21 protein-coding genes are annotated in these 26,927 nt (G+C 60.0%); 14 read left to right on the top strand and 7 right to left on the bottom strand.

What is annotated here, in order from left to right:
- Window positions 1-42: 42 nt before the first annotated feature.
- From ACZ89R_RS15560 to ACZ89R_RS15545, 4 genes are all read right to left on the bottom strand, one after another.
- Entirely contained in the window at window positions 43-459 is a 417-nt protein-coding gene (locus tag ACZ89R_RS15560; RefSeq protein WP_008008110.1) for a DUF3010 family protein, read from the bottom strand.
- A 32-nt stretch (window positions 460-491) separates the two neighbouring features.
- Window positions 492-815, bottom strand: coding sequence for a helix-turn-helix domain-containing protein (locus ACZ89R_RS15555; RefSeq protein WP_429545319.1), 324 nt, complete (start codon window positions 813-815; stop codon window positions 492-494).
- Window positions 799-1,053, bottom strand: a complete 255-nt coding sequence (locus ACZ89R_RS15550; protein ID WP_429545320.1) for a type II toxin-antitoxin system RelE family toxin — start codon at window positions 1,051-1,053, stop codon at window positions 799-801. Before ACZ89R_RS15550 ends, ACZ89R_RS15555 begins: the two co-directional genes overlap by 17 nt.
- A gap of 211 nt (window positions 1,054-1,264) precedes the next feature.
- Window positions 1,265-1,666 (bottom strand): lysozyme inhibitor LprI family protein, encoded by a 402-nt coding sequence (locus tag ACZ89R_RS15545; protein WP_429545321.1) that lies wholly within the window; start codon window positions 1,664-1,666, stop codon window positions 1,265-1,267.
- A 236-nt stretch (window positions 1,667-1,902) separates the two neighbouring features.
- On the opposite strand from ACZ89R_RS15545, the gene ACZ89R_RS15540 reads away from it, so the two are divergent.
- From ACZ89R_RS15540 to ACZ89R_RS15495, 10 genes are all read left to right on the top strand, one after another.
- Window positions 1,903-2,880 (top strand): dipeptidase, encoded by a 978-nt coding sequence (locus ACZ89R_RS15540; RefSeq protein WP_007907542.1) that lies wholly within the window; start codon window positions 1,903-1,905, stop codon window positions 2,878-2,880.
- A gap of 78 nt (window positions 2,881-2,958) precedes the next feature.
- The gene (locus ACZ89R_RS15535; RefSeq protein WP_084381872.1) at window positions 2,959-3,489 is read left to right on the top strand and encodes a DUF5943 domain-containing protein; all 531 of its coding nucleotides are present in this window, start codon (window positions 2,959-2,961) and stop codon (window positions 3,487-3,489) included.
- 15 nt (window positions 3,490-3,504) lie between these two features.
- Window positions 3,505-5,565, top strand: coding sequence for a dimethylglycine demethylation protein DgcA (dgcA, locus tag ACZ89R_RS15530; RefSeq protein WP_008008115.1), 2,061 nt, complete (start codon window positions 3,505-3,507; stop codon window positions 5,563-5,565).
- 145 nt (window positions 5,566-5,710) lie between these two features.
- Window positions 5,711-7,660 (top strand): dimethylglycine demethylation protein DgcB, encoded by a 1,950-nt coding sequence (gene dgcB / locus ACZ89R_RS15525; RefSeq protein ID WP_429545322.1) that lies wholly within the window; start codon window positions 5,711-5,713, stop codon window positions 7,658-7,660.
- Complete coding sequence (etfA, locus tag ACZ89R_RS15520; protein WP_429545323.1) at window positions 7,660-8,880, top strand: electron transfer flavoprotein subunit alpha; 1,221 nt, start codon at window positions 7,660-7,662, stop codon at window positions 8,878-8,880. Before dgcB ends, etfA begins: the two co-directional genes overlap by 1 nt.
- 15 nt (window positions 8,881-8,895) lie before the next feature.
- Entirely contained in the window at window positions 8,896-9,666 is a 771-nt protein-coding gene (gene etfB / locus ACZ89R_RS15515; protein ID WP_030128552.1) for an electron transfer flavoprotein subunit beta, read from the top strand.
- A 21-nt stretch (window positions 9,667-9,687) separates the two neighbouring features.
- A complete protein-coding gene (locus ACZ89R_RS15510) occupies window positions 9,688-10,254 on the top strand; it encodes a GNAT family N-acetyltransferase (RefSeq protein ID WP_429545324.1) in 567 nt (188 codons plus the stop codon).
- 1,064 nt (window positions 10,255-11,318) lie between these two features.
- The gene (locus ACZ89R_RS15505; RefSeq protein ID WP_429545325.1) at window positions 11,319-14,771 is read left to right on the top strand and encodes a GMC oxidoreductase; all 3,453 of its coding nucleotides are present in this window, start codon (window positions 11,319-11,321) and stop codon (window positions 14,769-14,771) included.
- Between the two features lie 132 nt (window positions 14,772-14,903).
- Window positions 14,904-16,772, top strand: coding sequence for a c-type cytochrome (locus ACZ89R_RS15500; RefSeq protein WP_429545326.1), 1,869 nt, complete (start codon window positions 14,904-14,906; stop codon window positions 16,770-16,772).
- 26 nt (window positions 16,773-16,798) lie between these two features.
- Window positions 16,799-18,049: a metallophosphoesterase family protein gene (locus ACZ89R_RS15495; protein WP_429545327.1), complete on the top strand. Its 1,251-nt coding sequence runs from the start codon at window positions 16,799-16,801 to the stop codon at window positions 18,047-18,049.
- Window positions 18,050-18,157: 108 nt separating this feature from the next.
- Here the strand turns inward: ACZ89R_RS15495 and gbcA are convergent, their stop codons facing one another.
- Complete coding sequence (gene gbcA, locus ACZ89R_RS15490; RefSeq protein ID WP_429545328.1) at window positions 18,158-19,453, bottom strand: glycine-betaine demethylase subunit GbcA; 1,296 nt, start codon at window positions 19,451-19,453, stop codon at window positions 18,158-18,160.
- Window positions 19,454-19,737: 284 nt separating this feature from the next.
- Between gbcA and gbcB the strand changes: the two genes are divergently transcribed.
- On the top strand, window positions 19,738-20,838 hold the full coding sequence (gbcB, locus tag ACZ89R_RS15485; protein ID WP_429545329.1) for a glycine-betaine demethylase subunit GbcB: 1,101 nt from the start codon (window positions 19,738-19,740) through the stop codon (window positions 20,836-20,838).
- Window positions 20,839-20,983: 145 nt separating this feature from the next.
- On the opposite strand, the gene ACZ89R_RS15480 is transcribed toward gbcB, so the two are convergent.
- Together ACZ89R_RS15480 and ACZ89R_RS15475 are read right to left on the bottom strand one after the other, a co-directional pair.
- Window positions 20,984-21,808: an SDR family oxidoreductase gene (locus ACZ89R_RS15480; protein WP_429545330.1), complete on the bottom strand. Its 825-nt coding sequence runs from the start codon at window positions 21,806-21,808 to the stop codon at window positions 20,984-20,986.
- Between the two features lie 435 nt (window positions 21,809-22,243).
- On the bottom strand, window positions 22,244-23,284 hold the full coding sequence (locus ACZ89R_RS15475) for a threonine aldolase family protein (RefSeq protein ID WP_429545331.1): 1,041 nt from the start codon (window positions 23,282-23,284) through the stop codon (window positions 22,244-22,246).
- A 131-nt stretch (window positions 23,285-23,415) separates the two neighbouring features.
- On the opposite strand from ACZ89R_RS15475, the gene ACZ89R_RS15470 reads away from it, so the two are divergent.
- From ACZ89R_RS15470 to ACZ89R_RS15460, 3 genes are all read left to right on the top strand, one after another.
- Window positions 23,416-24,132: a TraX family protein gene (locus ACZ89R_RS15470; RefSeq protein ID WP_429545332.1), complete on the top strand. Its 717-nt coding sequence runs from the start codon at window positions 23,416-23,418 to the stop codon at window positions 24,130-24,132.
- Between the two features lie 257 nt (window positions 24,133-24,389).
- Complete coding sequence (gene glyA, locus ACZ89R_RS15465) at window positions 24,390-25,643, top strand: serine hydroxymethyltransferase (RefSeq protein ID WP_123497291.1); 1,254 nt, start codon at window positions 24,390-24,392, stop codon at window positions 25,641-25,643.
- Window positions 25,644-25,666: 23 nt separating this feature from the next.
- The gene (locus ACZ89R_RS15460) at window positions 25,667-26,917 is read left to right on the top strand and encodes a sarcosine oxidase subunit beta (RefSeq protein ID WP_007907561.1); all 1,251 of its coding nucleotides are present in this window, start codon (window positions 25,667-25,669) and stop codon (window positions 26,915-26,917) included.
- Window positions 26,918-26,927 lie beyond the last annotated feature (10 nt).

The following is a 26,927-nucleotide window of genomic DNA, read 5'->3' as shown; positions in this document are numbered from 1 at the left end:
CCGCTATCGCGAGCAGGCTCGCTCCCACAGTTTTGATCTGTCTTACTTTTTCATCAGCGCCGAGCACGCCGCCTTGTAAGCCTCATGCTGATACTTGTTCAGCGTCTCCGGCAGTGCAAAGTCGAACTTCTTGTTCTGCGCATTGATGGTCTGCGGCGACAGCAGCGTCACCTCGCAATTTTCCAGCAGCTGGAAAATCCCCTCAATCTTGAACGTAGTCGGCCCACCGGCGAACTCGCCTTTCTTGCTGCGCTTCTTGATAGCGATCCGGTCGATTGAGTTCTCACGAACGAACGACGCCACCTGAGCGGCGAAGACTTTGACGTTGGCGGCTTCGTCGTCCTCGTCGAGGGCGATTTTCCTGGTGGCGAGGGCGACGTGACTGAGCGCCTGACCGTCGAGGGAGGCCACGGCGATGATCGCTTCGCTGCCTTTGATTTCGATGCCGCAGATTTTCATTTCAATCCCTTTTCCTGATGCTGGCGTTCAGCTTACAACGCTAGTTGGCTGGCGGTGATGCCAAAAGCTGCGGCAATTTTTTCACGGGTTGCCTTGCGGGGCTTGGCGACCGTCTCTTGCTGGGCGAAAGCCGGTTGGGAAATGCCCATGCGTTTGGCAACTTCATCCTGCGTAAGGTTCAGGTGTTCGCGCCAGGCGCGAATAGGCGTCGCACCATCGACGATGCGACTGACCACTTCGTGTGGGATCAGATCGGGCTCGATCTTCTGCGCCACATACTGCGCGTAGGGAATGACCACGAACGCCGGTTTTCCCTCCGCGTCGTTGATGATTTGAATCTCAGTAGGTGCGTTCATCGCGTTTTTTGACCTCTTGAATACTGACCACTTTGATCGCGCCATCCCAGTCGAACATAACCCGATAACTACCGACTCGCAGTCGATAGGCGTAGTCATGACCGACCAGTGCTTTGACGTTGCCTACATCAGGCATGCCAGCTTGCGCCGTGATGGCATCACGAACCTGGATCTGATGAACGGAATGCAATTTCAAGAGCTGCTTAACGGCCTTTCGAGTCCAGTGAATGCTGTTCATGGAAAAATATAAGTCTTTTATAAGATTTGCGAATCTTTGCTTATATTTTTCAGGTGGCCAACAAACGAAATTTGTCGGGATGTTGCTCGAAAAAACTGCTTTAACCCTTACCCGGCGGGAGTTGTAGGTTTGCTCGGTGAACCCTGTGGGAAAGGTCTTGATTGAAGGTAAAAGCTGGTAGGGCTACCAGCTTTCGACGGACGATTCAGGATCACTCCTGCCCAATCGACTCCAAAAACTCCGACCGCTCGTCACTCATCCGCGCCACGCAATCATTCTGCGCAATGGTGAACGCTTTGCTACCGCTGGTCGCCGGGAATGCGTCCACTGCGCAATCGGCATCCCGGGTTTTCAGCCATTGCTGTTGCGCGGTTTTGATTTTGGCGGTGATGTCGGTCAGTTGCGCCTTGTTGTTGCCGTAAAGCGTTTGCATGCGCTCGGTCAGGCTCTGATAGTTGTCGCTCAGCAGCTGTTCGGCGGTGGTTCTGCTGTAGGCCGAGCATTCCAGGGTCTGGATTTCGTTTTCGACGGCGTCGCAGGGGTTGTCGTCGGCCTCTTCAGCTGCGTGTACGCCAGTCGCTATCAGTGCCAAAGCCAGGAAGATCGATTTCATTGCGTCGCCGCCCTTAATTCAGTGATTACACCCAGTGATGCGGCGAATTCTGGCCCAAGCGGGCGGTGTTGGATAGGTAGGCAATGACGCCTGTTGACGACCCTTTGTCGCGGATTGACGCTTTCGGCAAACCCCCTGTCGTTTTTGCACCCGGCTACCCCTGCACCGAGGCATATGCTGGCCCCAAAGCGCCGGCACACGATTCGGCGCATGAATCGCTAATAGGGGACAGCCTGATGAGCCCAGCCGAATTGCACGCCGACAGCATCGTTATCGACGGGCTGATTATTGCCAAGTGGAACCGCGAGCTGTTTGAAGACATGCGCAAAGGCGGTCTGACCGCGGCCAACTGCACCGTGTCGGTGTGGGAGGGCTTCCAGGCCACTGTCAACAACATCGCCGCCAGCCAGAAGCTGATCCGCGAGAACAGCGACCTGGTGATTCCGGTGCGCACCACCGCCGATATCCGCAAGGCCAAGGAGCAGGGCAAGACCGGTATCCTCTTTGGCTTCCAGAATGCTCACGCGTTTGAAGACCAGATCGGCTATGTCGAGGTCTTCAAGCAGCTCGGCGTCGGTATTGTGCAGATGTGCTACAACACCCAAAACCTGGTCGGTACCGGTTGCTACGAGCGCGACGGCGGCCTGTCGGGTTTCGGTCGTGAAATCGTCGCTGAAATGAACCGCGTCGGCGTCATGTGCGACCTGTCCCACGTCGGCTCGAAAACGTCCGAAGAAGTCATCCTCGAATCCAAGAAGCCGGTTTGCTACTCCCATTGCCTGCCGTCGGGTCTGAAAGTACACCCGCGCAACAAATCCGATGAAGAACTGAAGTTCATCGCTGATCACGGCGGTTTCGTGGGTGTGACCATGTTCGCGCCGTTCCTGGCCAAGGGCATCGATTCGACCATCGACGATTACGCCGAAGCGATCGAATACACCATGAACATCGTAGGCGAAGACGCCATCGGCATCGGCACCGACTTCACCCAGGGCCATGGCCAGGACTTCTTCGAATACCTGACCCATGACAAGGGCTACGCCCGCCGTCTGACCAGCTTCGGCAAGATCATCAACCCGCTGGGCATCCGCACCGTGGGCGAGTTCCCGAACCTGACCGAAACCCTGCTCAAACGCGGCCATTCCGAGCGCGTGGTGCGCAAGATCATGGGCGAGAACTGGGTGAATGTCCTGAAAGACGTTTGGGGCGAATAAGCCACCGCACCTCTGAATACTTTCCCCCGGCCGTCCGTGCCGGGGGCAACACAACGAATTTTCTGGAGTTAAGTTTCCATGGCCAAGATCGCCCCGCAATTGCCAATCGAAGTCGACAGCGAAACCGGTATCTGGACTTCCGACGCCCTGCCGATGCTGTACGTACCGCGTCACTTCTTCGTCAACAACCACATGGGCATCGAGGAAGTGCTGGGCGCCGACGCCTACGCTGAAATCCTCTACAAGGCCGGCTACAAGTCCGCCTGGCACTGGTGTGAAAAAGAAGCCGAATGCCACGGCCTGGAAGGCGTCGCAGTGTTCGAGCACTACATGAAGCGTCTGTCGCAACGCGGCTGGGGCCTGTTCAAGATTCAGGACATCGACCTCGACAAAGGCACCGCCAGCGTCAAGCTCGAACACTCCGCATTTGTCTACGTGTACGGCAAGGTCGGGCGCAAGGTCGACTACATGTTCACTGGCTGGTTCGCCGGTGCGATGGACCAGATTCTTCAGGCCCGTGGCAGCTCGATCCGCACCGTTGCAGAACAGGTTTACGGTGGCTCCGAAGAAGGCCACGACGACGGTTTGTTCACCGTCAAGCCGTTGTAAGTCGAGGAACCCGCCATGGCTTTCGAAGCAATGTTTCAACCGATTCAAATCGGCAAACTGACCATCCGCAACCGCGTGCTCAGCACCGCGCACGCCGAGGTCTACGCCACCGACGGCGGCATGACCACCGACCGGTACGTCAAGTATTACGAAGAGAAAGCCAAGGGCGGGATCGGCCTGGCGATTTGCGGCGGCTCCTCCAGCGTGGCCATCGACAGCCCGCAAGGCTGGTGGAAGTCGGTCAACCTGGCCGACGACCGGATCATTCCGCACTTCCAGAACCTGGCCGATGCCATGCACAAGCATGGCGCCAAGATCATGATCCAGATTACCCACATGGGCCGACGCTCGCGCTGGGACGGCGAGCATTGGCCAACCCTGCTGTCGCCGTCGGGCATCCGTGAACCGGTGCACCGCGCGACCTGCAAAACCATCGAGCCGGAAGAAATCTGGCGGGTGATCGGCAACTACGCAAGCGCAGCCGCGCGGGCCAAGGCCGGTGGCCTGGACGGCGTCGAGCTGTCTGCCGTGCACCAGCACATGATCGACCAGTTCTGGAGCCCGCGGGTCAACAAGCGTACCGATGAATGGGGCGGCAGCTTCGAAAACCGCATGCGTTTCGGCCTGGAAGTGATCAAGGCTGTGCGCAAGGAAGTCGGTCCGGACTTCTGCGTCGGCATCCGTCTGTGCGGTGACGAGTTCCACCCGGATGGCTTGTCCCACGAAGACATGAAGCAGATCGCCAAGTACTACGACGACACCGGCATGATCGACTTCATCGGCGTCGTGGGCTCGGGTTGCGACACCCACAACACCCTGGCCAACGTTATTCCGAACATGAGTTATCCACCGGAGCCATTCCTGCATTTGGCCGCCGGTATCAAGGAAGTGGTGAAGGCCCCGGTACTGCACGCGCAGAACATCAAGGACCCGAACCAGGCGACCCGTATTCTGGAAGGCGGTTACGTCGACATGGTCGGCATGACCCGCGCCCACATTGCTGACCCGCACCTGATTGCCAAAATCAAAATGGGTCAGGTCGACCAGATCAAGCAATGCGTCGGCGCCAACTACTGCATCGACCGTCAGTACCAGGGCCTGGACGTCTTGTGCATCCAGAACGCCGCGACTTCCCGTGAATACATGGGCGTGCCACACATCATCGAAAAATCGACCGGTGTAAAGCGCAAAGTCGTGGTGGTCGGTGCCGGTCCTGCCGGGATGGAAGCGGCTCGCGTGTCGGCCGAACGTGGCCACGACGTGACCCTGTTCGAGAAGAAAGAATTCATCGGCGGGCAGATCACTACCGCGTCGAAAGCTCCACAACGGGACCAGATCGCCGGTATCACTCGCTGGTTCCAGCTGGAACTGGCGCGCTTGAAAGTCGATCTGCGCCTGGGCGTGGCGGCGGATGCGGCGACTATTCTCGACCTGCGTCCGGACGTGGTGGTGCTCGCCGTTGGCGGTCATCCGTTCCTGGAGCAGAACGAGCATTGGGGCGCGGCTGAAGGCCTGGTGGTCAGCAGCTGGGACATCCTCGACGGCAAGGTTGCGCCGGGCAAGAACGTGCTGGTCTACGACACCATTTGCGAGTTCACCGGGATGTCGACGGCTGACTTCCTCGCCGACAAGGGTAGCCAGGTCGAGATCGTCACCGACGACATCAAACCGGGCGTGGCCATCGGCGGTACGTCGTTCCCGACTTACTACCGCAGCATGTACCCCAAAGAAGTGATCATGACTGGCGACATGATGCTGGAGAAGGTCTACCGCGAAGGCGACAAGCTGGTGGCGGTGCTGGAAAACGAATACACCGGCGCCAAAGAGGAGCGGGTGGTGGACCAGGTCGTCGTCGAAAACGGTGTGCGTCCGGACGAAGAAATCTACTACGCGCTGAAGGAAGGCTCGCGCAACAAAGGCCAGATGGACATCGAAGCCCTGTTCGCGATCAAGCCGCAACCTTCGTTGAGTCAGGCAGGCGACGGTTACTTGCTTTTCCGCATCGGCGACTGCGTGGCCCAGCGCAACACCCACGCGGCGATCTATGACGCGTTGCGGTTGTGCAAGGATTTCTAAGCCACTGACGCATCCCCTGTGTAGGAGCTGCCGAAGGCTGCGATCTTTTGACTTTGTTTTTTAAGATCCAGATCAAAAGATCGCAGCCTTCGGCAGCTCCTACATCGACCGCGTTTCTCCAAGATGTTTTGGTGGGAGCTTCACCATGTTGAACACCCTTCTTCCAATCCTGTTGTTCGCTGCCTTGGGCCTGGCTGTCCTGGGCGCGTTGCGGCGGGTGGCTATGTGGCGTCAGGGCCGGGCTTCGAAAGTCGACCTGCTCGGCGGTCTGTTCGCCATGCCCAAACGCTACATGGTCGATTTGCACCACGTCGTCGCGCGGGACAAATACATCGCCAACACCCACGTCGCCACGGCCGGTGGTGCGGTGGCGTCCATTGTGCTGGCGATTCTGGTGCATGGTTTTGGCCTGCATAACCGCATCCTCGGTTATGCACTGCTGCTGATGTCGGCGGTGATGTTTGTCGGCGCGATCTTTATGTTCCTGCGCCGTCGCAACCCACCGGCCCGGTTGTCCAAAGGCCCGTGGATGCGCCTGCCGAAAAGCCTGATGGCGTTCTCGGCATCGTTCTTCCTGCTGACACTGCCGGTCGCCGGCATCCTTCCGGAAAACTTCGGTGGTTGGGTGGTCGCTGCGATCCTCGGCGTCGGTGTGCTGTGGGGCGTTAGCGAACTGTTCTTCGGCATGACCTGGGGCGGGCCGATGAAGCACGCCTTTGCCGGCGCACTGCACCTGGCCTGGCACCGTCGCGCCGAACGCTTTGGCGGCGGTCGTTCCACCGGCTTGAAGCCGCTGGACCTGAATGACCCGAACGCGCCACTGGGCGTGGAAAAACCCAAGGATTTCACCTGGAACCAGCTGCTCGGCTTCGACGCCTGCGTGCAGTGCGGTAAATGCGAAGCCGCGTGCCCGGCGTTCGCCGCCGGCCAGCCGCTGAACCCGAAAAAACTGATTCAGGACATGGTCGTTGGCCTGGCCGGTGGTACCGATGCCAAATTCGCTGGCAGCCCATATCCGGGCAAAGCAATTGGCGAACACGGTGGCAATCCGCATCAACCAATCGTCAACGGTCTGGTGGACGCTGAAACCCTGTGGTCCTGCACCACTTGCCGTGCCTGCGTCGAGGAATGCCCGATGATGATCGAGCATGTCGACGCCATCGTCGACATGCGTCGCCATCTGACCCTGGAAAAAGGCGCGACCCCGAACAAGGGCGCCGAAGTCCTGGAAAACCTGATCGCCACCGACAACCCTGGCGGCTTCGCGCCGGGCGGGCGGATGAACTGGGCGGCGGATTTGAACCTGAGCCTGCTCAGCGAGAAGAAATCCACCGACGTGCTGTTCTGGGTCGGGGACGGTGCCTTCGACATGCGCAACCAGCGCACCCTGCGTGCCTTCGTCAAAGTGCTGAAAGCGGCCAAGGTCGACTTCGCGGTGCTGGGGCTTGAAGAGCGCGACAGCGGTGACGTGGCCCGGCGTCTGGGTGATGAAGCGACCTTCCAGCTGTTGGCCAAGCGCAACATCCAGACTTTGGCCAAATACAGCTTCAACCGCATCGTCACCTGCGACCCGCACAGCTTCCACGTGCTGAAAAACGAGTACGGCGCCTTCGACGGCAACTACCTCGTGCAGCACCACAGCACCTACATGGCGGAGATCATTGGCGAAGGCGCCCTGAACCTCGGCCAGCACAAAGGCAGCAGCGTGACCTATCACGACCCGTGCTACCTCGGTCGCTACAACGGCGAATACGAGGCGCCGCGTGAAGTACTGCGCGCCCTGGGCATCGAGATCAAGGAAATGCAACGCTCCGGTTTCCGTTCACGCTGCTGCGGCGGCGGTGGCGGTGCACCGATCACCGACATTCCGGGCAAGCAGCGGATCCCCGACATGCGCATGGAGGACATCCGCGAAACTGGCGCCGAACTGGTGGCCGTGGGTTGCCCACAGTGCACTGCGATGCTCGAAGGCGTGGTCGAACCGCGTCCACTAATCAAGGACATCGCCGAACTGGTGGCCGACGCCTTACTCGAAGACGCCGCGCCGGGAAAGCCTTCGGCACCGGCCAAACGTGAACCTGCGGAGGTGCATTGATGAGCGACATTATCCGCCGCGACCCACGCGCCGAATGGATCGCCCGCAACCGTCTGCACCCGCTGCACGCGGCCATGCAACCGGCACAACACAGCTGGATGGGGCCTAACGGTGTCATCCGCAAGAACCCTCACGGGATCGGTTTTATCGGCCCCAACGGCATCAAGCGAATCGACCGCAGCGGCGCTCAGCAGGGCGGGGCGACCAAACGCTCGGCCGCGGTTGAAGTGCAATTGCCGCTGCATCAAGTGCCGCAACCTGCGTTCTACATCAGCGTGGTGCCGGACATGGTCGGCGGCCGCTTGAGCAGCCACGACCGCGATTTGCTTGGCCTGGCCCATCAGTTGGCCGGCAAGGACGGCGCGGTACTGGCGGTGGTCTTCGGTGAGCACAAGGAAAACGCCTTCGCCACGGCGGGCGTTGACCGCTTGCTGGTACTGGAAGGCGACGAATTCAGCGGTTATGCACCGGAGCAACGCGTCCAGGGCCTGCGGGCTGTGGATAACCAGTTCAGCCCCCGTCACTGGTTGCTGCCGGACAGCCGCAGCGGTGGTGGCGAACTGGGTCGACGCTTTGCCGCCGCACTGGGCGAACGCCCGGCCACGCGGGTCTGGCAGGTCAAGGATCAGGAATGCATCGGCCGCGCCGGTGCTGGTTTGCAGGACCTTGCACGTCCGGTCGCTCGCCTGATTCTGGCCGCTGCCGAATGCGCCGAACCGGTCAGCGAAACCCGTCACGAAGCCTTGCCGGTGGAGTTATCCACAGCGGTCGCCCGCAGCCTGTCGCGGATCGAAGATCTGGGCGCGGTGGCGGTGGACCCGGCGGCGATTCCGATGGCCGAAGCGGAGTTCATCTTCTCCGGCGGCAACGGGGTCAAGGACTGGGGACTTTTCCACAGGACGGCCGAAGCGTTGGGCGCGACCGAAGGTGCATCGCGAGTGGCGGTGGATGACGGCTTCATGGCTCGCGACCGTCAGGTCGGTGCGTCCGGTACTTGGGTGACGGCACGGGTTTATGTGGCGGTGGGCATTTCCGGGGCGATCCAGCACCTGCAAGGCATCGGTGCCTGCGACAAGGTGGTGGCGATCAACCTCGATCCTGGCTGCGACATGATCAAACGGGCCGACCTGTCGGTGATCGGTGAGAGCGCCGAGATTCTTCAAGCCTTGATCGATGCGGTAGAGGCTTACCGCAACGAAGCCAAGCGCGATGCGGCTTAAGGGAAGGAAAGGGTTATGAGCACGAAAATCATCAGCCTGGTGTCCATCGGCGCCCACCCGACCTCCGGCCGGCCACGCCGCGCCGAGCAGGATGCACGAGCGGTTGAACTGGGCCTGCAACTGGCTGGGGATAACCTGCAAGTGCTGCATGCCGGCGACGTCGCGGAACCGGCATTGCGCGCTTATCTGGGCATGGGCCTGGAGCAGCTGCATGTGCTGGAACAACCGGAAGGTGCTGACGCGCTGCCGGCGTTGACCGCGTATTTGCGTGATGCCGGGGCGCAAGTGGTGCTGACCGGCAGCCAGGCGGAAACCGGCGAAGGCTCGGGCATGTTGCCGTTCCTGCTGGCGGAAAGCCTTGGCTGGCCGCTGGTGGTGGGGTTGGCGCAGGTCGAATCCATCGACGGCGGTTCGGCGCTGGTGCTGCAGGCCTTGCCGCGCGGGCAGCGTCGGCGCTTGAAAGTACGCCTGCCGTTTCTGGCGACTGTGGATAACGCGGCGCCCAAGCCTCGGCAGAGTGCCTACGGTCCGGCACGTCGTGGGGTATTGCAGGCGGATGAAGTCGAAGTAATCGACGATGAACTGCTGGCGGTGGCCACGCTGCAACCGGCCAAGCCACGGCCAAAACGCTTGAAAGTAATCAAGGCCAAGAGCGGTGCAGACCGCATGAAAGCCGCGACAGCCAAGGCCAGTGGCGGAGGCGGGCAAGTACTCAAGGGCGTGACCGCGCAGGCGGGCGCTGAAGCCATTCTCAAGTTGTTGATTGAAGAAGGCGTGGTTCGCTAACAGTCCTGTGGAGTCCCGTAAATGGCAGTTGAGTTTCGTTCGGCCCTGCGCACGGATGCGCGGGAGATTGCTCGCTTGTTTCAGATTTCATCAGAAGGTGCGGCGGATTACATCTGGAGCCAACTGGCGCAGCCCGGCCAGGACCTGCTGGAGGTCGGTGCCAGTCGTTACGCCCGTGAAGATGTCGATTTTTCCTATCAGAACTGCCTGATCGCGCAGGCCGAGGGAGAGGTCATCGGCATGCTGCACAGCTACGTGATGCGCCACGATCCTCAAGCCGCTCCCGTGACCGATCCGGTCCTGGCGCCGTATGCCACGATGGAAATCCCCGACACCCTTTATATTTCGAGCCTGGCCCTGCATGAGGGCTGGCGCAATCAGGGCTTGGGCCAACAATTTCTCGCCTACGCTTACGACCGTGCCAACCGGTTGGGGCTCAACGGCTTGAGCCTGATCGACTATGCGGTGAACACCGGCGCCCGGCGGTTTTATGAGCGCCATGGCTTCCGGATCGTCGATACCTGCCAGATCACGCCCCACCCAATGATTCGGGTTACGGGTGAGGCTTATTTGATGTATCGGCCGTAAGTACATCGAACACCTGTGGGAGCGAGCCTGCTCGCGATGACGGACTGACATTCACCATCGATGTTGCCTCACCTGGGGTTGCGCATTTACCCACAATCCCTGTTAGCGCTTCTGTGGATAACATGTTCGCGCCTCGCTACACCCCATACCCAGCAAGCCCTTCAGCCCTCCGTACAAAAAACAACCAGTCTAAGCCACGGTTTTTTCGAGCTTTTTCCACAGAACGACTTCGTGCGTAAGCCGATACTTGCCCCCAATCTCTGTTGGCGCTTCTGTGGATAAGATGTTCGCTGTCCGCTACAGGCTATATAAACCGTGGCTTTCAGTGAGTTGATCAAATAATGTTCAATTTGCCGTTTCCCTTCGTTAATCCTCCCGCAAACCCCGAATTCTCACGGCTTTCAGCGGTTTTCCACAGAGCCTGCAAAGTTGCCCCCAAAGTCTGTTGGCGCTTCTGTGGATAAGGTGTTCGCCATCCTCTACACGTCATATAAACCGTGCCCTGCGGACTTCTGATCAAAAAACGATCAGCGGCTGCATAAAACCCTGCTTCCGGATAAGTCACGGTTTTTCTTCACTTTTTGTGAATAAATTTGGGCTGTCGTCCACAGTTGTCCCCAATAGCTGTGGGTGGAGATGTGGATAACTTGTTCGCTAAACCCTGCAAGCCACGGCCCCTATAGGCCACAACGCGATAGATCAGATTTCATACAGTTCTAAGGCCCTTCTTGACTTCGATCTGTCGCCTGTCTTCACTCTCATGGCACAAGGACAGCCGTCACTTATCCACATCTGGTTCAGGGAGAACGCGTGATGGATAGCCAGCCACATCGCTCGCACCCAAACCCTTGCGTGACCTGTGTACCGACACCCGCCACCTTGCTGCGTAAACGGATTCACCGTCGCGCCGCCAATCAGCGCGCTCGCCTATAGCGCCTGAAGCCTTTCCCCATACCCTGACGCCGCTGCCATTGAGGCCCGACCGTGCCCGGTGACCAGGCGTTTGTTCGTCTATCGATTGCAGGCAACCACAGAGTTGCCATCTGCCTGAGAGGAAATGACCCATGACACGGATCGCCACGCCCATCAGCGACATCAAGGAACATTACGACGTGATCGTCATCGGCTCCGGCTACGGCGGCGGGATCGCGGCGTCGCGCCTGTCCCGGGCCGGCAAGCGGGTGTGCCTGCTGGAGCGGGGCCGGGAAATCCAGCCGGGCGAATACCCCAACACGATGCTGGCGGCCACCGAAGAGCTGCAAGTCCATGACCCGGACGGGCACATCGGTTCGCGCACCGGGTTGTTCGACCTGCACGTCAATGCCCAGCAGAACGTGGTGGTCGGTTGCGGCTTGGGCGGCACGTCGCTGATCAACGCCAACGTCGCCCTGGAACCGGAGCCCGGCGTGTTCGACGATCCACGCTGGCCGCTGGCGGTGCGTGAACACCGCGACACGCTGCTCAAGGATGGGTACGCCCGGGCTCGGGAGATGCTCAAGCCCAATCCCTACCCAAGCACCTCTCCGGTGCTGCCGAAACTGGAAGCCAACAAAAAATCTGCGGACTACCTCAAGCAAGGGGCGCATTTCTACAAGCCGCCGATCAACGTGACCTTCGACAAACTGCCGAACAACCTCAACCACGTCGGCGTCGAGCAGCTGCCGTGCAACCACTGCGGCGACTGCGTGTCGGGCTGTAACAACAAGGCCAAGAACACCACGCTGATGAATTACCTGCCGGACGCCTGGAACCACGGCGCGGAGATTTTCTGCCAGGCCGAGGTTCGGCATCTGGAGCGCGACGGCGATGGCTGGATCGTGCACTTCCAATACCTGGACAGTGGCCGCGAGAAGTTCTCGGCACCGACGCTGTTCGTCAAAGCTGACATTGTCGTGGTGTCGGCGGGCACCCTGGGCTCCACCGAAATCCTCCTGCGCTCTCGGGACAAAGGCTTGTCGACGTCCAATCAGCTTGGCGAGAACATGAGCGGCAACGGTGACATTCTCGGTTTCGGCCACAACTGCGACCAAGCGATCAACGGCATCGGTTTCGGCGCGCATCCGGCCAGTGAAATGAAACCGGTCGGCCCGTGCATCACCTCGATCATCGACATGCGCACCGAAGGCGACTGGCGCAGCCGCATGGTCATCGAAGAAGGCTCGATCCCCGGCGCGCTAGGCCGGCCGATGGTGCCGAGCATGGCCGCTTTCGCCGGGTTGATCGGCAAGCCCACCGATGACAGTTTCACCGGCAAGCTCAAGTACGCGGAGCGCGAAACCGAAAGCTTCCTGCGCGGCCCATATCATGGCGCCCTGCACAACATGCAGACCTACCTGATCATGAGCCACGACGACGGCAAGGGGCGCATGGTGCTCGACAGCAAGGATCAGCTGCGCATCGACTGGCCGGGTGTTGGCGAGCAGGAAAACGTCAAACTCGGCAACGAGCGACTGCACCAGAGCACCAAGGCATTAGGCGGGATTTGGGTCGAGAATCCGATCTGGACCGAGCTGCTCAAACACAGCATCGTTTCCGTCCACCCGTTGGGCGGTTGCGTGATGGGCGAGGACGCGGAGCAGGGCGTGGTCAACCACAAGGGCCAGGTATTCAGCAGCGCCAGTGGCACCAATGTCTATGCCGGGTTGTATGTGGCCGACGGTGCGGTGATTCCGACTTCCCTGGCGGTCAATCCGCTGCTGACCATCTCCGCCGTGAGCGAGCGCAACATGGGCCTGCTGGCGGCCGATCGCGGTTGGCACATCGACTACACGCTGCCCTCGGCACCGCGCAAACAGGTGGCGCCACCGACCCTCGGCGTGCAGTTCACCGAAACCATGAAGGGCTATTTCTCCAAAGACTTCACTCAGCCTCAAGGCACTGATCTCAAACTCTACGAAGCGGCGGCCAAACGTGGCGAGTCGGAGAACTCGCCGATCGAGTTCACCCTGACCATCACCGCCAACGACCTCAACCGCATGATCAAGGAGCCGGAACACGCTGCGACGCTGGTCGGCACGCTCAATGCGCCGGGTCTGTCGCCGGAACCGCTGACCGCCAGCAATGGCGTGTTCAACCTGTTCGAGGAGTATCAGGAACAGGTCGGCGTGCGGCACATGAATTACGACATGAAACTGACCGCCGAGGACGGCAGCGATTATTACTTCAGCGCGTTCAAGACCGTGCCCGAAGACAACGGCGTGCTGAACGTCTGGCACGACACCAGCACCCTCTACGTGACGCTGTATCGCGGGTCGGACAAGACCGGTGAAGTGCTGGGTTCGGGGGTGATGCACATCCATCCAGCCGATTTCGCCAAGCAGATGACCACCATGAAGGTGCTCAACGCGCGCAACGAACGCGAGCGCATCGACGGTCTGGCGCGGTTCGGCAAGTTCTTCGCCGGCATCTTGTGGGAGAGCTACGGTGGGGTGTTCGCCGGCGACATCTACTTCAACCTCGATGCACCTGCGCGGCAGAAACGCCCATTGGATGCACCGATCCCGAGCGTGCAGTTCTTCCAGACCGAAGACAACGTACAGCTACGCCTGACCCGCTATCAGGGTGGCAGCAAAGGGCCGGTGATGCTGGTGCATGGCTTGGGCGTGGGCTCGAATATTTTCTCCACCGACACCATCCAGACCAACCTGCTGGAGTTCTTGTGCAAGCACGAGTACGACGTCTGGCTGCTGGATTTGCGGGTGAGCATTCTGTTGCCTGCAAGCAAGAAGGAATGGAACGGCGACCAGATTGCGCAGTACGACTTCAAGGCTGCCATCGCGCAGATTCAGCAGGCGACCAAGGCGGCGGACGTGCAATGTGTGGTGCATTGCTACGGCGCGACGACTTTCTTCATGTCGTTGCTGGCCGGGTTGCAGGGCGTGCGTTCGGTGGTGTGTTCGCAGATCGCCGCGGATACGGTGGTCGCCACGGCAACCGGGCTCAAGGCCGGTCTGCACCTTCCGGGGATGCTCGACGCCATCGGCATCAAATCCCTCACCGCGTATGCCGACAACAAGGAGAGCTGGTTCAACAAACTCTACGACAAGGCCCTCAACGGGTATGCCCGCATCGAGGCTCAGGGCTACTGCACCAATCCGGTGTGCCATCGCATCACCTTCATGTACGCGTCGCTGTACCGCCACGACACGCTCAACGACACCCTGCACGACAACCTGCATGAGCTGTTCGGCGAATCGAACATGCAGACCTTCGAGCACTTGGCGCTGATCCTGCGCAAAGGCCATCTGGTGGATTTCAAGGGCCAGGACGTTTATATGCCGCACTTCGACCGGCTGACCATGCCGATTTGCTTCATCAGCGGCGAAGACAACCAGTGCTACCTGCCGGAAAGCACGCTCAAGACCTATGAGCGCGTGTGCAAAGCCCATGGACCGGAGCGCTACAGCCGCCATGTGGTGCCGGGTTACGGGCATATCGACTGCATGTTCGGCAAGAATGCGGTGCTCGATGTGTACCCGATCATCCTGCAACACCTGGAGAAAACCGCTCAGGGTTGACGCACTCACCGTAGGAGCTGCCGCAGGCTGCGATCTTTTGATCCTGATCTTTTAAAGGCAAAAGATCGCAGCCTGCGGCAGCTCCTACGGGGGCGGTGTCGCGCGCGAAATGGACAAAAGGAAATGGATGCCATGGACAGTTACATCCGCTGGTTTCAACGCTTCATCTGGCTAGGCATCGTGATGAATATGGTCTTCGCGATTCCGGCGCTGTTCGCGCCGGCGTTGCTGACTTCGATGCTCGGGATGCCGCCGCAACTCTCCGATCCGTGGCTGGAAAACGCCGGCATGCTGCTGGTGGGGATCAGCCTGTTCTACATGCCGTCAGGCTTCAACGCACCGCGGTACGTCGTGCATTCGTGGCTGTGCGTGTTGTCGCGACTGGTCGCCGTGGCGTTCTGGATCTACCTGATCAACACCAGCAACCAGGCTCAGGTATTCGTGCCGATGCTGCTGGGTGATCTGAGCATGTTCCTGATCCTCGGGGTTCTGCTGTACCTGGGCAGCGCGCCGGCCAATCGGCCCCTGGCGTTACTTCGCGACGGCTGGCATGCGTGGCGCGTAGCCTGGGCGCGACGCTGGCAGCGGCACAGCTTCAAAGTCGCCACGCTGGTCGTGGTGCTGGCGCTGGGGTTTATCGGCTACGAAACCTGGTACCAGATGCTGCGGGTGGTGCCGGCAGAGCAATACGCCTCCGATGAGGACCACTACAAATACGGCGCCATCGGCCTGGGCATCGAAGCGCGGATTCCCTATTACCTGTTCGCCGTGTTACCGCAGATGTGCCCGGATAAGCTGCCGAAACCCGGCGGCTACGAAGTTTTCGGTTTCCTCTACGAGAACGGCAAGGACCTGCCGATCGGTATGGCCAAGCGGCAGATCGGCTACCCGACCGTGGAGCCCAACTGCGCCCTGTGCCACACCGGTTCCTACCGGGCCACTACCAGCGACGTCGCCATCCCGGTGGCCACCGCGCCGGCCAATACCCTGCAACTGCAGGCCTTCCAGTGGTTCGCCTACAATTGCGCCAGCGACCCGACATTCACCCCCGACGCGGTGATGACGGCGATCAACAGCAAGTTCCAGCTCGGGTTTTTCGAGCGCTTGTACAACCGTTACGTGATCATTCCGATGGCCACGAGCGCGCTGGTCAAGCAGAAACAGGCCTATGCCTGGCAACGTCTGCGCGCACCGCAAGGGCCGGGGCGCACCGACACCTTCAACCCGACGAAAATGGTGGTGTTCGGCTTCCCGGATGACTCGACCATCGGCACCGTCGACTTGCCGCAAGTGTGGAACCAGAAGCCTCGGGAGTCGCTGTACCTGCACTGGGACGGCAACAACAACGACATCCATGAGCGTAACTACGCGGCGGCCATGGCCGTGGGCGCAACGCCGGAGTCGGTGTTGCCGGCCAGCTTCAATCGAGTGACCAACTGGCTGCTGGGCCACAAGGCGCCAGCCTGGCCGTTCGCGCTGGATAAGGCCAAGGTTGCACAGGGCAAGCCGGTCTGGGAAAACAACTGCGCCGGTTGTCATGATTTCGGCCGCACCGACACCGGTCAGGTCACCACCAACATTGAGGAACTGGGCACCGATCCCCATCGGCTGAACTCGTTCACCAATGGTTTAGTGACGGCTTTCCATGGCTTCAAGAAATCACCGTTCGACTTCGGCGCCTATCGCAAGACCCAGAGCTACAGCAACACGCCCACCGACGGCGTCTGGTTGCGCGCGCCGTACTTGCACAACGGTTCGGTGCCGACCCTGTGGGACTTGCTGCAACCACCGGAAAAGAGACCGCTGGTGTTCTTCACCGGCTCCGATGTGTACGACCAGGACAAAGTCGGCTTCGTCACCAGTGGCCAGCAGATGAAGGCTTCGGCGGACTTCAAATACGACACGCGCCTGGAGGGCAACCACAACGGCGGCCACCTGTACGGCACGCAACTGTCGGAGCTCGATAAGCGGGCGCTCATCGAGTTCATGAAAACCCTGTAATTCCACTACGGATGGAGGAAGACGACATGTCATTGGTCAGTCATTGGGAACACGAGTACGTCAAGGTCAAGCTGCGCTTTCACGGCTTGTTCACCCGCCTGGAAATGGCCTGGAAAAAGCTCGTCAGCGAGCTTGAACCGGAGGAGTTCGAGGCCATCGTCGAGCTGCTGCAACGGGGCCACGATCAGGCGCAATACGTGCTCAAGCACGGCGATGTGCCAGACGATCAGCCGAGTGTGCCGTGGGAGTTGGCGCATGGCTTGTCGATCCTGCACATCGGCAACGCCAGCCCCTTGCCGCAATCGGTAGACGAACTGCAAACCCGAGTGCTCAAGGACGGCAGCTTGCTCGGTTGTCGCAAATGGGAACTGCTGGATCTGCTGTGGAGCGAGGCGCTGCTCAAGTGGATCGAGAACCTGCGGCATCACGCGCCGTTCGCTACCAACCCGGCGCTGATGCGCATGGACAGTGACGTGACCCTGGCCATCGCCGGCGACTGGGGCACCGGGCCGTTCGACAGCCATGCGCCGGCGGTGTCGGTGGCCAATCAGATGCAACTGGCTCAGGCCGATTTCACCGTTCACTTGGGGGACGTGTATTACGCCGGTACCCACTCCCAGGAAGACGTCGACATGGTCGGCTGGCCCATGGGCAAGCACGGCTCGTTCACCCTCAACTCCAACCACGAGATGTACAGCGGCGCTCATGGCTATTTCAAGGAATTGGCCAAGCGTTTTCCGGCGCAGCAGGGCACCAGCTATTTTGCGTTGTACAACGATGACTGGCTGGTGATCGGCCTCGACACGGCGTATGCCTCGGATCCGATTAACCTGTACATGGACGGTGCGCTGAACAAGGAGCAGATCGACTGGATGAAAGGGCTGCCTCAGCGCAAGAAAATCATGGTGCTCAGTCATCACCAGGGTTTCGACATTACCGGGCACAACAAGACGGCGCTGTATCAACCGGTGTGCGATGCCTTGGGGCGTGAGCCGGATTACTGGTATTGGGGGCATTTGCACAACGGCATCTGCTACGCCGCTCAAGGCGGGTTGCATGCACGCTGCGCCGGGCACGGGGCGATTCCCTACGGCAATGCCAGTGAGCTGAACGGGCATTCGCGGGTGCTGTGGTCGGAAACGCAAAATGCGCGGGATGAGGCGTACCCATTACGGGTGCTGAATGGTTATGTGAAGGTGCGGCTGGTGGGGGAGAACATCGAAGAGACGTTTATTGGGGAGGATGGGTCGGTGCGGTGGTCTTCGTCAGCCCATTGATTTGTGGTGACGGGTAGGCCGTCATCGCGAGCAGGCTCGCTCCCACAAGGGATCTTCAGTGCATATAGATCCAGTGTGGGAGCGAGCCTGCTCGCGATGCTTTTGCTCTTAGCCTTGAACCGGAACCCCTTTGAGGTAAGGCGCAGGCTCGGCCCCAAGGTTGTTCAGCAACCGCTCGCTGTACCAATCCACAAAGTTCACCACGCCAAACTCATAGGTCTTGGAGTAAGGCCCTGGCTGGTACGCGGTGGAGTTGATCCCGCGCTGGTTCTCTTCGGCCAGGCGACGGTCCTGGTCGTTGGTCGCATCCCAGACCTGGCGCATACGCTCCACGTCGTAGTCCACGCCTTCGACCGCGTCCTTGTGGACGATCCACTTGGTGGTGACCATGGTTTCCTGAGCGCTGATCGGCCACACAGTGAACACGATGATGTGGTCGCCCATGCAGTGGTTCCATGAGTGCGGCAGGTGCAGGATGCGCATCGAGCCCAGGTCCGGGTTCTTGATGCGGCCCATGAGTTTGGCGCAGCCCTGTTTGCCGTCCAGGGTCATCGACACGGTGCCCTTGAGCAGCGGCATGCGCACGATGCGGTTACGCAGGCCGAAACTGGCGTGGGCGTAAGGGATCTTCTCGGCTTCCCAGGCAGCGGCCGAAGCTGCGACGTGGTCCTTGAAGGCCTGGTCGGCACGCGGGTCGGTGACGTCGTCCCATTCCAGCAGGGTTTTCAACAGTTCCGGGTGCGACGCGTTGCAGTGGTAGCACTCGCGGTTGTTTTCCAGCACCAGTTTCCAGTTGGCTTTCTCCATCAAGGTGGTTTGCACCGCCACCTTGGTGTTTTCCATGTCGTACGGTTCCATGTAATGGCTGAGCGTCGACAGGAAGTCATCAATGGCTGGCGGGTTCTCCGACAGGCTGATGAAGATGTAGCCGCCAGCGGTCTTCACGTTTACCGGCTTGAGGCCGTACTGCTTCATGTCGAAGTCGGCGCCCATTTCGGTACCGGCGAACAGCAGGCGACCGTCCAGCTCATACGTCCACTGGTGGTAGTGGCAAACCAGTTTGGCGACTTTGCCTTTTTCACTGGTGCATAGCCGTGAACCGCGGTGACGGCAGACGTTGTGGAACGCATGGACCACGCCGTCGGCGCCACGAATCACGATGATCGGGTTCTTGCCGACTTGCAGGGTCAGGTAGTTGCCCTTGGTCGGGATTTCGCAGGTCATGCCGGCGATCAACCACTCTTTCTGAAAGATTTCCTGCATGTCGATATCAAACAGCCGCTCGTCAGAGTAAAACGGCTGCGGCAGCGAGAAAGTGCGCTCGCGCTCTTGCAGCATCTGCGCGGTGGCCTTGCGTGCGGGTTCCAGCGGATCGCCCAGGCTGATTTTTGCGGTGACGTCCATCGATTTGATCCTCAAGGCCATTCTGTGTGGCCGGCGAAAGTGGCTAATCAGGTTTGCTACGCAAGGTGTAAAGATTATGTCTTGGTATGGGGCGAGTGTGGGGCCGGCGCTCGCCAGAACCTTATCCATGGGCGACATGGCCCAATCTGTTCCCGACGCGCAACCCCCGGTAATTGGGGGCTGGTCGCGATAAGTATGTGAATGTCGCAGATAGGTAAATGGAGGGGCTGCGCTATACGCAGAATCGCCAACATAAAGGCCGGTAGTCGGCCGTGGAGAACAGCATGTCCAACAGCTTCCTGAATCCGGTAACCACCCAGACCTGGGCCAATGGTCGACACATTGTCCGTTGCGTCAAAGTCATCCAGGAAACCTGGGATGTGCGCACCTTCTGCTTCATGGCCGACCAGCCGATCCTGTTCTTCTTCAAGCCCGGGCAGTTCGTCACCCTGGAGCTGGAAATCGACGGCGTGCCGATCATGCGCTCCTACACCATTTCCAGCTCGCCGTCGGTGCCGTACAGCTTTTCGGTGACCATCAAGCGCGTGCCGGGGGGCAAGGTCTCCAACTGGCTGCACGACACTCTGCATGAAGGCCAGGAGCTGGCGGTGCACGGGCCGGTCGGGCTGTTCAACGCCATGGACTTCCCTGCGCCGAAAGTGCTCTACCTCAGCGGTGGCGTCGGTATTACGCCGTGCATGTCCATGGCCCGTTGGTTCTACGACACCAACGGCAATGTCGACATGGTATTTATCCACAGCGCCCGTTCACCGAAAGACATCATTTACCACCGCGAGCTGGAACACATGGCGTCGCGGATCGATAACTTCAGCCTGCACCTGATCTGCGAGAAGCATGGTCTGGGCGAGCCGTGGGCCGGTTATCGCGGTTACCTGAACCACAAGATGCTCGAACTGATGGCGCCGGACTTCCTCGACCGTGAAGTCTTCTGCTGCGGCCCGACCCCGTACATGAACGCGGTCAAGCGCATGCTTGAGGCGGCGGGTTTCGACATGAAGCGTTATCACGAGGAATCCTTCGGCGCGACGCCAGCGGAAGCCCGTGCCGATGCGGTGGAGCAAGCCGAAATCGCAGCAGACGCACCGGAAGTCGACATTGCAGATCTGCATCAGGTGGAATTCACCGCGTCCGGCAAAAGCATTCGCGTGGCGCCAGGGGAGACCGTGCATGCGGCGGCGGCCAAACTTGGCCTGCTGATCCCGAAAGCCTGCGGGATGGGGATTTGCGGGACGTGCAAGGTGATGAAGTTGGGCGGCGAGGTTGAAATGGACCACAACGGCGGGATTACCGAGGAAGACGAAGCCGAAGGGTTCATCCTGTCGTGCTGCAGCGTGCCGAAGGGCGACGTGCGGATCGAGTTCTAAGTAACGCTTCATCTTTGATGGCTGCCGAATATCCCTGTAGGAGCTGCCGAAGGCTGCGATCTTTTGATTTTGCTTTTTAGGATCAAGATCAAAAGATCGCAGCCTTCGGCAGCTCCTACAGAGCGTTGTGGATAGCCGTGCCGAGTCAGTCGACAAACAGATCCGTCATCAGTTTGTCGGTGGAATCAGGCGCAAACCGATACCCTTCAAAATCCGTCACCCCCTGCTCACCCAGAATCTCCTCATCAATCAGCAACCGCCCGGTGATGCTGCGACCACTGCTGCTCAGAATCGCGCAAGCAGCATCCGCCATGATCGCCGGCGTGCGCGCATGTTTGAACGACTCGCGTGACCCCAGCTGAAACTCGATGGCAGCCGTGGCGATCATGGTCTGTGGCCACAGGGAATTGACGCTGATGCCGTAGTTGGCAAATTCCTCACTCATGCCTAACGTCAGCATACTCATGCCGTATTTGGTCACCGTGTACGGGCTGTACTGGGCGAACCACTTGGGGGCCAGATTCAGCGGCGGCGACAGATTGAGAATGTGCCCGGCGGATTTCTTCAGATGGGGCAGGGCTGCCTGACTGCACAGCAGCACGGCGCGGGTGTTGATCTGGTGCATCAGGTCGAAGCGCTTGAGTTCGATGTGTTGCACACCGGTCAGCTTGATCGCCCCGGCATTGTTAATCAGCGCATCGATGCCGCCGAAATGTGCGCTGGCGTCGGCCATGGCCTGGCGCACGGCAACTTCATCACGCACATCAACCTGCAAGGCCAATGCCTTGCCTCCCGCGGCTTCAACTTCCGCCGCCACGCTGAAAATGGTGCCGGGCAGTTTGGGGTGAGGGGTGGCGCTTTTGGCGGCAATCACGATATTGGCCCCGTCCTTTGCTGCCCGCAGCGCAATCTCACGGCCGATGCCACGGCTGGCGCCGGTGATGAACAGGGTTTTGCCTTGTAATGTCATGCGTACGCTCCTGATTGTTGTTATCTGAGCGGATCGAAACAGCTCGCCAGTCAATGTAGACCAACTCTTGCGGGATCATTTTGCATGAAGGCTGTATGTGGCGAGGGGGCTTGCCCCCGTTGGGTTGCGCAGCAGCCCTTAATCCTGAGAGTGCGGTCTGTCAGGCAGACCGCATTGGTTGGTTTTTTACGACTGCTGCGCAGCTGAACGGGGCGATGCGGCGTTCCGACAAGCCCCCTCGCCACTGGGTTTTATTTCAATCAGATAGTAGAGATCGAACACAGAATCTGTGGCGAGGGAGCTTGCTCCCGCTGGGTTGCGAAGCAGCCCCAAAGCCTGAGCATGTGGTCTGTCAGGTAGACCGCGTTGGCTGGTTTCACGACTGCTGCGCAGCCGAGCGGGAGCAAGCTCCCTCGCCACAAAAGCTTGCGGGCTTCAGGCCGACATCACGTGCCGAATATCCGCCGCCAATTCCCGCACACGCTCTTCTTCGGTGTCCCACGAGCACATGAAGCGTGCGCCGCCGTTGCCGATGAAGGTGTAGAAGCGCCAGCCCTTGGCGGTCAGCGCGGCGATTGCCGGCTCCGACAGTTGCAGGAACACGCCGTTGGCCTGCACCGGGAACATCAGTTCCACGCCAGGAATATCGCTCACCAGTTCGGCCAGCAGCTGTGCGCAGTGGTTGGCGTGGCGGGCGTATTTGAGCCAGGCGTCGTTTTCCAGGATCCCGACCCACGGCGCCGAGAGGAAGCGCATCTTCGAGGCCAGTTGACCGGCCTGCTTGCAGCGGTAATCGAAGTCTTCAGCCAGTTTGTGATTGAAGAACAGAATCGCTTCGCCCACCGCCATGCCGTTTTTCGTGCCGCCGAAGCACAGCACGTCAACGCCGGCCTTCCAGGTCAGGTCGGCTGGCGAGCAGCCAAGAAATGCGCACGCATTGGAGAAGCGTGCGCCGTCCATGTGCAGGTTCAGGCCCAGTTCTTTGCAGGTGGCACTGATGGCGCGGATTTCTTGCGGGGTGTACACGCTGCCGACTTCGGTGGCCTGGGTCAGGGTCACGACACGGGGTTTGGGGTAGTGGATGTCCTGGCGCTTGAGGGCGATTTCGCGGATCGACTCCGGCGTCAGCTTGCCGTTTTCGGTGCGGGCGATGAGCAGCTTGGAGCCGTTGGAGAAAAACTCCGGCGCGCCGCATTCGTCGGTTTCGACGTGGGCGGTTTCCGAGCAGATCACGCTGTGGTAACTCTGGCACAGTGACGACAGGGCCAATGAGTTGGCCGCGGTGCCGTTGAAGGCGAAGAACACTTCGCAGTCGGTTTCGAACAGTTTGCGGAATTGATCGGACGCGCGTGCGGTCCACTCATCGTCGCCATAAGCGCGCTGGTGGCCGTGGTTGGCCTGTTCCATGGCAGCCCAGGCTTCAGGGCAGATACCGGAATAGTTGTCGCTGGCGAATTGTTGGCTCTTATCGGTCATGGCCGGCTTCCGTGGTCGAGGCTCTTATGGTGAAGAGCATCGTGGTCAATGATGGTGCGCACTTTACCGAAGATCGTCCGGGGAGCACACGGGATGTTGCTGTCAGAAAAATACACGGTTGACGGGCAATTATGCACATGACGCAACGGGATGGGGCGCTGGATCTGCTCAAGTGGCTGGCGCTGCTGAGCATGGTGCTCGATCACCTGCGATATGTCGGTTATTCCGTCGATATTCTGTATGTGCCGGGCAGGTTGGCGTTCCCGTGGTTCTGTCTGGCGATGGCGGCGAACCTGTCGCGAGTCCGTGCAGTCACGGCCGACGGCCAGTGGCGTTACCTCGGTTGGTTGTTGCTGTTTAGCGCTGTAAGCGAAATCCCCTACCGGATGTACATTCCTGATCTCAAAACCTTAAACGTATTGCCCACGTTGATTCTGGGGCTGTTGGTTGCGCTTGGCTGGCAGAACCGGATGCTTGAATCGCGACTATTGGCGGCCGGTGCCTTGTTGTTGGCGGCGCTGTTCCCGGAACGACTGATGTTCGGTTTCTTCGGCGTGCTGTTGCCGCTGGCGATGTTGCTGGTGATCAGGCGTCCCTGGTATTTCAGCCTGCTGCCGGGGCTGGTCTGCCTGGCGGCCAATCAATGGCAAGTGCTGTATTACGCCGCACGACTTCACAGCAATGCAGCCATCCTCGGCATTGCCGCTTGTCTGATTGCGCCATTGTTGGGGCTGTTGCTATTACGACACGCTCGAGGCATTCAACCACCGCCGATGCGCCGTTGGGCGTATGCGCTCTATCCCGTGCATTTCCTCGTGCTTCTGGCCTTGCGCCAACTCATCGCCTGACCCCTGTAGGAGCTGCCGAAGGCTGCGATCTTTTGATCTTCTATAGAGCAAAGTCAAAAGATCGCAGCCTTCGGCAGTTCCTACAGGGGCATGCAAAACCCTGCTCTCTCGGCCCATGTCGTAAACGCACCTTTGCGTGGCGTCCATAGGCATTTGACCTGTCTGCGCCGGTCATACCATCGCTTCCAAAGGGCACTGCCGTAACGCCAGTGCCTTACCGAGACGAATGGCGCATAGATGCCGCTGGGAGAGACGCGATGTTCAGCAAGCAAGACCAGATCAAAGGTTACGACGATGCACTGCTGGCGGCGATGAATGCCGAGGAGCAACGCCAGGAAGATCACATCGAGCTGATCGCGTCCGAGAACTACACCAGCAAGCGCGTGATGGAAGCGCAAGGCAGCGGCCTGACCAACAAGTACGCCGAAGGCTATCCGGGCAAGCGCTACTACGGTGGCTGCGAGCACGTCGACAAGGTCGAAGCCCTGGCCATCGAGCGCGCCAAGCAATTGTTTGGTGCCGACTATGCCAACGTTCAGCCGCACTCCGGCTCTTCGGCCAACAGCGCCGTGTACCTGGCCCTGCTGCAAGCCGGCGACACCATTCTCGGCATGAGCCTGGCCCACGGCGGCCACCTGACCCACGGCGCCAAAGTGTCGTCCTCGGGCAAGCTGTACAACGCCGTGCAGTACGGCATCGACACCAAGACCGGCCTGATCGATTACGACGAAGTCGAGCGCCTGGCCGTCGAGTGCAAGCCGAAAATGATCGTCGCCGGCTTCTCTGCCTACTCCAAGACCCTGGACTTCCCACGCTTCCGTCAGATCGCCGACAAGGTCGGTGCGCTGCTGTTCGTCGACATGGCCCACGTTGCCGGTCTGGTCGCTGCCGGCCTGTACCCGAACCCGCTGCCTTACGCCGACGTGGTCACCACCACCACCCACAAGACCCTGCGCGGTCCGCGTGGTGGCCTGATCCTGTGCAAGTCCAACGAAGAAATCGAGAAGAAGCTTAACGCTGCCGTATTCCCCGGTGCTCAGGGCGGCCCGCTGATGCACGTCATCGCCGGTAAAGCCGTGTGCTTCAAGGAAGCGCTGGAGCCTGGCTTCAAGGCTTACCAGCAACAAGTGATCGACAACGCCCAAGCCATGGCCGGCGTATTTATCAAACGCGGCTACGATGTAGTGTCCGGCGGTACCGATAACCACCTGTTCCTGGTCAGCCTGATCCGTCAGGGCCTCACCGGTAAAGAGGCGGACGCAGCACTCGGTCGCGCCCACATCACCGTGAACAAGAACGCTGTCCCGAACGATCCACAGTCGCCGTTCGTGACCTCCGGCCTGCGCATCGGCACCCCGGCGGTGACCACTCGCGGCTTCAAGGTTACCCAGTGCGTTGAACTGGCCGGCTGGATCTGCGACATCCTCGACAACCTCGGTGACGCCGATGTCGAGGCCAATGTCGCGCAGCATGTGGCAGCCCTGTGCGCGGACTTCCCGGTTTATCGCTGAGCGCGGTTTTGGAGTAAATGACTATGCAACGCTATTCGGGCTTCGGCCTCTTCAAACACTCCCTCAGCCATCACGAAAACTGGCAGAAGATGTGGCGCACGCCGACCCCGAAAAAGGTCTATGACGTGGTCATCGTCGGCGGTGGCGGGCATGGTCTGGCGACCGCCTACTACCTGGCCAAGGAACACGGCATCACCAACGTGGCTGTGGTCGAGAAAGGCTGGCTGGGCGGCGGTAACACCGCGCGCAACACCACCATCGTTCGCTCCAACTACCTGTGGGACGAGTCGGCGCACCTGTACGAACACGCGATGAAATTGTGGGAAGGCCTGTCCCAGGACCTGAACTACAACGTGATGTTCTCCCAGCGTGGCGTTTACAACTTGTGCCACACGCTTCAAGACATTCGTGATTCCGAGCGTCGGGTCAGCGCCAACCGCCTCAACGGCGTGGACGGTGAGCTGCTCGATGCCAAACAGGTAGCCGACGAGATTCCGTACCTCGACTGCTCCAAGAACACTCGCTATCCGGTGATGGGCGCAACCGTCCAGCGTCGCGGCGGCGTGGCCCGTCACGATGCCGTGGCGTGGGGCTTTGCCCGTGCCGCCGATGCCTTGGGCGTGGACCTGATTCAACAAACCGAAGTGATCGGTTTCCGTAAGGAAAACGGCGTGTGCATCGGTGTTGAAACCAACAAGGGCTTCATCGGCGCCAAACGCGTCGGTGTGGTCACCGCCGGTAACTCCGGGCACATGGCCAAACTCGCCGGTTTCCGTCTGCCGATCGAATCGCACCCGCTGCAAGCGCTGGTGTCCGAGCCGATCAAGCCGATTATCGACAGCGTAATCATGTCCAACGCCGTACACGGTTACATCAGCCAGTCCGACAAGGGCGACCTGGTGATCGGCGCCGGTATCGACGGCTACAACGGCTACGGCCAGCGTGGTTCGTACCCGGTGATCGAGCACACCATCCAGGCCATTGTCGAGATGTTCCCGGTGTTGTCCCGTGTACGCATGAACCGTCAGTGGGGCGGCATCGTCGACACCACGCCGGATGCATGCCCGATCATCTCGAAAACCCCGGTACCGAACATGTTCTTCAACTGCGGTTGGGGCACCGGTGGCTTCAAGGCAACACCTGGCTCGGGCAACGTGTTTGCCGCGAGTCTGGCCAAGGGTGAAATGCACCCATTGGCTGCACCTTTCTCCATCGACCGTTTCCATAGCGGTGCGTTGATCGACGAACACGGCGCTGCAGCAGTCGCCCACTAACAGGAGAAAT

The organism is Pseudomonas sp. TE3728 (assembly GCF_056279145.1).
Note: the sequence above shows the minus strand (reverse complement) of the source record. Positions and strands in the feature narration are given on the sequence as shown.

What these genes read in the sequence shown, in the direction of transcription:
- ACZ89R_RS15480 (WP_429545330.1), bottom strand. Translation starts at nt 21,808, where the DNA reads ATGACATTACAAGGCAAAACCCTGTTCATCACCGGCGCCAGCCGTGGC.
- ACZ89R_RS15560 (WP_008008110.1), bottom strand. Translation starts at nt 459, where the DNA reads ATGAAAATCTGCGGCATCGAAATCAAAGGCAGCGAAGCGATCATCGCC.
- ACZ89R_RS15510 (WP_429545324.1), top strand. Translation starts at nt 9,688, where the DNA reads ATGGCAGTTGAGTTTCGTTCGGCCCTGCGCACGGATGCGCGGGAGATT.
- etfA (WP_429545323.1), top strand. Translation starts at nt 7,660, where the DNA reads ATGAGCGACATTATCCGCCGCGACCCACGCGCCGAATGGATCGCCCGC.
- gbcA (WP_429545328.1), bottom strand. Translation starts at nt 19,453, where the DNA reads ATGGACGTCACCGCAAAAATCAGCCTGGGCGATCCGCTGGAACCCGCA.
- ACZ89R_RS15505 (WP_429545325.1), top strand. Translation starts at nt 11,319, where the DNA reads ATGACACGGATCGCCACGCCCATCAGCGACATCAAGGAACATTACGAC.
- ACZ89R_RS15550 (WP_429545320.1), bottom strand. Translation starts at nt 1,053, where the DNA reads ATGAACAGCATTCACTGGACTCGAAAGGCCGTTAAGCAGCTCTTGAAA.
- glyA (WP_123497291.1), top strand. Translation starts at nt 24,390, where the DNA reads ATGTTCAGCAAGCAAGACCAGATCAAAGGTTACGACGATGCACTGCTG.
- ACZ89R_RS15535 (WP_084381872.1), top strand. Translation starts at nt 2,959, where the DNA reads ATGGCCAAGATCGCCCCGCAATTGCCAATCGAAGTCGACAGCGAAACC.
- gbcB (WP_429545329.1), top strand. Translation starts at nt 19,738, where the DNA reads ATGTCCAACAGCTTCCTGAATCCGGTAACCACCCAGACCTGGGCCAAT.
- ACZ89R_RS15475 (WP_429545331.1), bottom strand. Translation starts at nt 23,284, where the DNA reads ATGACCGATAAGAGCCAACAATTCGCCAGCGACAACTATTCCGGTATC.
- ACZ89R_RS15495 (WP_429545327.1), top strand. Translation starts at nt 16,799, where the DNA reads ATGTCATTGGTCAGTCATTGGGAACACGAGTACGTCAAGGTCAAGCTG.
- ACZ89R_RS15500 (WP_429545326.1), top strand. Translation starts at nt 14,904, where the DNA reads ATGGACAGTTACATCCGCTGGTTTCAACGCTTCATCTGGCTAGGCATC.
- ACZ89R_RS15555 (WP_429545319.1), bottom strand. Translation starts at nt 815, where the DNA reads ATGAACGCACCTACTGAGATTCAAATCATCAACGACGCGGAGGGAAAA.
- ACZ89R_RS15545 (WP_429545321.1), bottom strand. Translation starts at nt 1,666, where the DNA reads ATGAAATCGATCTTCCTGGCTTTGGCACTGATAGCGACTGGCGTACAC.
- etfB (WP_030128552.1), top strand. Translation starts at nt 8,896, where the DNA reads ATGAGCACGAAAATCATCAGCCTGGTGTCCATCGGCGCCCACCCGACC.
- ACZ89R_RS15540 (WP_007907542.1), top strand. Translation starts at nt 1,903, where the DNA reads ATGAGCCCAGCCGAATTGCACGCCGACAGCATCGTTATCGACGGGCTG.
- ACZ89R_RS15470 (WP_429545332.1), top strand. Translation starts at nt 23,416, where the DNA reads ATGCACATGACGCAACGGGATGGGGCGCTGGATCTGCTCAAGTGGCTG.
- dgcA (WP_008008115.1), top strand. Translation starts at nt 3,505, where the DNA reads ATGGCTTTCGAAGCAATGTTTCAACCGATTCAAATCGGCAAACTGACC.
- dgcB (WP_429545322.1), top strand. Translation starts at nt 5,711, where the DNA reads ATGTTGAACACCCTTCTTCCAATCCTGTTGTTCGCTGCCTTGGGCCTG.
- ACZ89R_RS15460 (WP_007907561.1), top strand. Translation starts at nt 25,667, where the DNA reads ATGCAACGCTATTCGGGCTTCGGCCTCTTCAAACACTCCCTCAGCCAT.